Origin of the sequence: Anaerocolumna sp. AGMB13020, assembly GCF_033100115.1 — a bacterium.
Classification (GTDB): Bacteria; Bacillota; Clostridia; order Lachnospirales; family Lachnospiraceae; genus Anaerocolumna.
The window spans coordinates 2,528,971-2,535,000 of record NZ_CP136910.1; the positions used below are offsets into that span (position 1 = coordinate 2,528,971).

General features: G+C 40.3%; 4 protein-coding genes, 8 tRNA genes and 1 rRNA gene (1 of these 13 only partly in view). All 13 read right to left on the reverse strand.

Annotated features, from left to right (window positions below; translation table 11 throughout):
- Positions 1-189: 189 nt before the first annotated feature.
- Positions 190-1,350, reverse strand: coding sequence for a THUMP domain-containing class I SAM-dependent RNA methyltransferase (locus R2R35_RS10070; protein ID WP_317734779.1), 1,161 nt, complete (start codon positions 1,348-1,350; stop codon positions 190-192).
- 130 nt (positions 1,351-1,480) lie between these two features.
- A complete protein-coding gene (locus tag R2R35_RS10075) occupies positions 1,481-1,783 on the reverse strand; it encodes a rhodanese-like domain-containing protein (protein WP_317734399.1) in 303 nt (100 codons plus the stop codon).
- Between the two features lie 96 nt (positions 1,784-1,879).
- Positions 1,880-2,116 carry a hypothetical protein gene (locus R2R35_RS10080; protein ID WP_317734400.1) on the reverse strand — a complete coding sequence of 79 codons (237 nt, stop codon included), beginning with the start codon at positions 2,114-2,116 and terminating at the stop codon, positions 1,880-1,882.
- Positions 2,117-2,551: 435 nt separating this feature from the next.
- Positions 2,552-3,073: a DUF1700 domain-containing protein gene (locus tag R2R35_RS10085; RefSeq protein WP_317734401.1), complete on the reverse strand. Its 522-nt coding sequence runs from the start codon at positions 3,071-3,073 to the stop codon at positions 2,552-2,554.
- 382 nt (positions 3,074-3,455) lie between these two features.
- Positions 3,456-3,529 (reverse strand) — tRNA-Arg (locus tag R2R35_RS10090).
- Positions 3,530-3,555: 26 nt separating this feature from the next.
- Positions 3,556-3,641: transfer RNA gene (locus R2R35_RS10095), tRNA-Leu, on the reverse strand.
- Between the two features lie 34 nt (positions 3,642-3,675).
- Positions 3,676-3,748, reverse strand: a tRNA-Val gene (locus tag R2R35_RS10100).
- A gap of 49 nt (positions 3,749-3,797) precedes the next feature.
- Positions 3,798-3,871 (reverse strand) — tRNA-Asp (locus R2R35_RS10105).
- A 63-nt stretch (positions 3,872-3,934) separates the two neighbouring features.
- Positions 3,935-4,008 (reverse strand) — tRNA-Ile (locus tag R2R35_RS10110).
- A 4-nt stretch (positions 4,009-4,012) separates the two neighbouring features.
- A tRNA-Thr gene (locus R2R35_RS10115) sits at positions 4,013-4,085 on the reverse strand.
- Positions 4,086-4,117: 32 nt separating this feature from the next.
- Positions 4,118-4,189 (reverse strand) — tRNA-Glu (locus R2R35_RS10120).
- 85 nt (positions 4,190-4,274) lie between these two features.
- Positions 4,275-4,346 (reverse strand) — tRNA-Asn (locus R2R35_RS10125).
- Positions 4,347-4,429: 83 nt separating this feature from the next.
- Positions 4,430-6,030, reverse strand: a 23S ribosomal RNA gene (locus R2R35_RS10130); it runs 1,299 nt beyond the window's last position.

A 6,030-nucleotide genomic window follows, 5' to 3' on the forward strand; every position in this document is an offset into this window, starting at 1 on the left:
TACCTAATTTAACTGTATTCTTGATTAATGGGTAATAAGTAGGATAGGATAAAGTATAAAATATAAAGTCAACTTTTTTTATAAAAAAAGCTGCCTATTACTGTGTTTTCCCATAACTCTATTTTCCAATAGAATTAATCTTTTAACCGTAATATGACAGCCTTCTTATGAAATTCTTACCGGTGTATATTAAACCTCATTAGCTATATTATTTCTTTTCGGCGGACGAGGTCCCATAAATTGATAGAAATAGGTTTTAAGCATACCATTGTAAATCTTACGATTCTTATCTTCTTTGCGTCCGATATATTTTATGGCATCTTCATAACTGGTAATAAGGAACATAGACCAGGCATCCAGATTAGCATAGGTTTTTCCGATTTCTTTATAAAGAGCCGGCAAAGCCTCCTTTTCCTCTAATCTTTCACCATAAGGCGGATTAGTAATAATAAAACCGTATTTTTTACTGCTGCTTAATTCACTGAGTGGCCTCTGCTGAAAGTGGATATAATCCTCCACATCTGCCAACGCCGCATTCTGCCTTGCAGCCTTTACAATTTCACCATCAATATCATAACCCTGAATAGTCATTTCAATGTCTTTTTTTCTCACATCGTTTGCTTCTTCAATCGCCTGATACCAATTTTTCTTCTGTACCAGTTTCCAATTCTCAGCAAGGAAGGAGCGGTTGATTCCAGGTGCAATATTAGCCCCAATCATGGCAGCTTCAATAGGAATGGTTCCACTGCCGCAAAAAGGATCCACCAGTATACGATCATATTTCCAGGGTGTTACCATAATCAAAGCTGCTGCAAGAGTTTCTGTTATAGGTGCTTTACTTGCATATTTTCGATATCCTCTTTTATGGAGAGACTCACCAGAGGTATCAATACCAATAGTAACTTCATCTTTCATAAAAGTAACACGGATAGGATAGCTCTCCCCATCCTCCGGAAACCATTCTATTTTATAGACCTGTTTCAATCTCTCAACAATAGCTTTTTTCATGATTGATTGAATATCTGACGGACTGAATACCTTACTTTTGATAGAGGTAGCCTTGGCTACCCAGAACTTACCACCTTTGGGGATATAATTTTCCCAGGGAATTGCTTTCGTACCCTCAAACAACTCATCAAAACTCTCTGCTCTAAATTTACCTACCTTAAGAAGTATACGTTCTGTTGTACGAAGAAAAATATTTGCTCTGGCAAAGGCCGTCTCATCTCCGGCAAACAGAATACGTCCGTCTTCAACTTGTTTTATTTCATAGCCTAAATCTGTTATCTCTTTCTTCAGAACACTTTCTAAACCGAAATGGCATGGTGCCAAAAATTCATATTGATTCATCATATTGTACTCCCTTTGTTTAACTGAGGTAAATTGAACTAACAATGAATTATAACATATGAAATATACCAATGCAATAAATAAACCAACTTCAAGCAGTTTGGGTAAGAAAAACACTTTTGTTTATCTATTAATACTCAAGAACACCTCGGTATGCATGCATGCCACCATAAATATTCTTAACCCAATAACCTTCTTTGCTTAAATCCCTTGCAAGCAACAGGCTTAGATTGCCTCTGTCACAATACAGTATTAACAGTTTATCTCCGGGTATATCCCTTTTTCCATTTTCAAAATCATCATAGGGTATATTTATGGCAGAGGGTATATGCCCCTGGCTGAACTCAAGGGGTTCTCTGATATCTATAATCAATACCTCCGGCCTTCTTATGTAGTACATTATATCCTTTGCATTAATCGTTTCAAAAGTCATAATATCACCTGCACTTCGATATTATATTATTCTGGAAAATGCCTGTTTGTGCCTGGATACGTGAAAAGAGCAAAGGATATTACTTATAGCTAAGGTTTACTTATAAGTAATATTAGATAAAAAAGCGTGTTGCATATTTTTTAATATTGCAACACGCTCTTTTAATGCTTTACTGATATTATTCTTTTGTTGTATTACGCGCAGAATTGGATGAGCTTGTATTCTTAGCGTTGTTTTTGGAGCTATTGGAAGTTTTGTTCTGTGTATTGGATGTTGTGTTTGTTGAAGTGTTTTTGCTTGTAGTATTTTTTTCTGAGTTTGATGAGTAATCATTATAACTGTTGTTTGCCATTTTAAAAGTCCTCCTAAAAATCTATTTTTTTATTAAGATTACACCCATATTATGAGCGTTTTTCATTTAAAATATGCAACAACAAATTTATTTTATCGAAAATATTATTCAATCACTTAACAAATAATGGGTTTTTAAGTAAATCAGAAAATTTAAGAAAAATATTAGATTTTATATTACTAGCATCTTGCATAATTGTTAATTATGTATTATAATGTAATTGTGTTAGAGAGAGATCGGAAGATTCATCTAACGCACTATATAACCCCTTATTAATTATTTATACTCCCCTCATCGAAACAACCGCCTTGGCTCCCCCTTGGCGGTTGTTTCACTTTAATTCTTTTTATGCGCTAACTAAAATGAACTATTCAGCTAGTTAAAATTACGTAAATTGCTTACTATTGTGATACGGTTTAATTATTCCGGTTGGTTATTACCAGCCTATAAATTAGGTAAATCAGTAATAAAGGAACTCCGATTGAAAAAAATAACTTTAAGATTATACCCCCGATTATAATTACGATAGAAAGAATAACAACAATCATAGCAGCTAAAGCAACTTTATGATACCACTTTAACTCATAATTCTTATACACATGATAACTGCTCCCTGCACTGCCAAATACATCATTATTCTGTCCATACTCCTCACTGGTATCCTCATCCTGCCATTCCTCTGTATAAGCATCCTCATAGCCCATGCGCTGCCTCTTATTGTTGTACAGCGGCCCCTGGGACATCTGAAAGCTATCAATTATCGTTCTGGCTATTAATCTTGGATCACCCAGCTCTAAAAGAACTTCTTCTTCTGATTTCACTTGCATTTGTTCTCTTATATAACTGTTATAATAGTTTATATTATTTTCAATTTCATTTGCAGGTATCTCTTCTGCAAGTGCTTTTTTAAGTTCTATAATAAATTCTTCTCTAGTCATGTATCCTCCTATATCAAACCATCCTTTTCGATTATCTGCTGCTTTTACCTAATCTAGCTTCTAATTTATAACTATTAGTTTTATCTAATGTGTTAAGAATTAGTCTAATTTTAGCATAATGCTCCATTGGGGTAAATAGCTCTATTATTAACATTTCATTAAATAACTAATTTTAAGGATATTGTTAAGAGATAGCTCAATTATAAAATAGCAAATACTGCAATATGAACTTCTACAGAGATTTAATATAATTGCAGTGTAATTATTCCTGCAGTATTATAAACCTATATGAAATATCTTTATGGATTAGCAGGAATTATTTATAATAATATTTTAGAATAACAAAAAACTGTAACTCCGATTAAGAAATTACAGTCCTATATGTGCGTTAGAGGATTCGAACCCCCGACCTTCTGGTCCGTAGCCAGACGCTCTATCCAGCTGAGCTAAACGCACGGATTCAAAGAATTTTTATTTTACAATGCCGGCGACCGGAATCGAACCGGTACGGGCGATTAGGCCCGCAGGATTTTAAGTCCTGTGCGTCTGCCAGTTCCGCCACGCCGGCATTTTCAATAATTGACCTGGTAATCAATTATTTATGGGACCTATAGGGCTCGAACCTATGACCCTCTGCTTGTAAGGCAGATGCTCTCCCAGCTGAGCTAAGATCCCACGAAACTTTCATGTAAATTAATTATTTGGTTCTTTATTTCTAAAGAAACGACCCAGAAGGGACTCGAACCCTCGACCTCCGCCGTGACAGGGCGGCGCTCTAACCAACTGAGCCACTAGGCCATATTTAAATAAATATGTATTTATTATCTTAAGTATCAATTAAAGCTGTAACAACTAATGTAATGGACCTTCAGGGACTTGAACCCCGGACCGACCGGTTATGAGCCGGTTGCTCTAACCAACTGAGCTAAAGGTCCAAAAAGCCGACGATCGGACTCGAACCGATAACCTGCTGATTACAAGTCAGCTGCTCTGCCAATTGAGCCACGTCGGCGTATTACTTATCACGTTCATGATATCAAAAAATGACCCCAACGGGATTCGAACCCGTGTTACCGCCGTGAAAGGGCGATGTCTTAACCGCTTGACCATGGGGCCATGACTTAAATATTATAACACAAACTTTAATGCTTGTCAACCATTATTTTGTTTTTTTGTAGTCAGCAGTTTATGCTGACTACAGCTCCCCGAGTAGGACTCGAACCTACAACCCCACGGTTAACAGCCGTGTGCTCTACCATTGAGCTATCGAGGAATACTACACTTGTCTTTTCTAATAACTTGATTTATGAATATATGAACATTATTAACCATAAGCAGAATAAAATTCTACTTATTTAGGTCAAGCCCTCGACCTATTAGTATTAGTCAGCTGCATGCATTACTGCACTTCCACCTCTAACCTATCCACCTGATCGTCTTTCAGGGGTCTTACTGCATTCGCATGGGATATCTTATCTTAAGGGGGGCTTCACGCTTAGATGCCTTCAGCGTTTATCCCGTCCCGACTTGGCTACTCGGCCATGCACTTGGCAGTGCAACCGATACACCAGAGGTCAGTCCAACCCGGTCCTCTCGTACTAAGGTCAGCTCCTTTCAAATATCCTACGCCCGCGCCGGATAGGGACCGAACTGTCTCACGACGTTCTGAACCCAGCTCGCGTACCGCTTTAATGGGCGAACAGCCCAACCCTTGGGACCTAATACAGCCCCAGGATGCGATGAGCCGACATCGAGGTGCCAAACCACTCCGTCGATGTGAACTCTTGGGAGTGATAAGCCTGTTATCCCCAGGGTAGCTTTTATCCGTTGAGCGATGGCAATCCCACTTTATACCACCGGATCACTAAGTCCTACTTTCGTACCTGCTCCACCCGTCGGTGTCGCAGTCAAGCCCTCTTATGCCTTTGCACTCTGCGGATGGTTTCCGTCCATCCTGAGAGGACCTTTGAGCGCCTCCGATACCCTTTCGGAGGCGACCGCCCCAGTCAAACTCCCCACCTGACATTGTCCACTGCCCGGATCACGGGCACATGTTAGAAACCCAGTACTGCAAGGGTGGTATCCCAACAACGGCTCTGCGGCAACCGGAGTCACCGCTTCATAGCCTCCCACCTATCCTGTGCATGCAATACCGAATCCCAGTATCAAGCTAGAGTAAAGCTCCATGGGGTCTTTCCGTCCTGGCGCAGGTAACCAGCATCTTCACTGGTATTTCAATTTCACCGGGTGCATTGTCGAGACAGTGCCCAAATCATTACGCCTTTCGTGCGGGTCGGAACTTACCCGACAAGGAATTTCGCTACCTTAGGACCGTTATAGTTACGGCCGCCGTTTACTGGGGCTTAAGTTCAACGCTTCGGGTTACCCCTAACATCTCCCCTTAACCTTCCAGCACCGGGCAGGCGTCAGCCCATATACTTCACCTTACGGTTTTGCATAGACCTGTGTTTTTGCTAAACAGTTGCTTGGGCCAATTCTCTGCGGCCTGTATTTCTACAGGCACCCCTTCTCCCGAAGTTACGGGGTCATTTTGCCGAGTTCCTTAACAATGCTTCTCCCGTCGGCCTTAGGATTCTCTCCTCATCCACCTGTGTCGGTTTACGGTACGGGCTTATAAAAAACAATAGCGGCTTTTCTTGGCAGTGCCTCCATCAGCTTCCCTACTTATATTTCGGTCCACATCACGTCTTCCCATTGTGGAACGGATTTTCCTGCTCCACTGGTACCTCGCTTGTACCGGGTATTCCTCACCCGGCTCTGACTTTGTCTCTGCGTCCCCACAGTTCTGTTTTTATAAGGTACAGGAATTTCAACCTGTTGTCCATCGACTACGTCTTTCGACCTCGCCTTAGGTCCCGACTTACCCAGAGCAGATCAGCTTTACTCTGGAAACCTTAGATATTCGGCCTGAAAGATTCTCACTTTCATCTCGCTAC

Coding starts and splice junctions, on each gene's coding strand:
- R2R35_RS10070 (WP_317734779.1), bottom strand. CDS start 1,350: ATGAATCAATATGAATTTTTGGCACCATGCCATTTCGGTTTAGAAAGT.
- R2R35_RS10075 (WP_317734399.1), bottom strand. CDS start 1,783: ATGACTTTTGAAACGATTAATGCAAAGGATATAATGTACTACATAAGA.
- R2R35_RS10080 (WP_317734400.1), bottom strand. CDS start 2,116: ATGATTACTCATCAAACTCAGAAAAAAATACTACAAGCAAAAACACTT.
- R2R35_RS10085 (WP_317734401.1), bottom strand. CDS start 3,073: ATGACTAGAGAAGAATTTATTATAGAACTTAAAAAAGCACTTGCAGAA.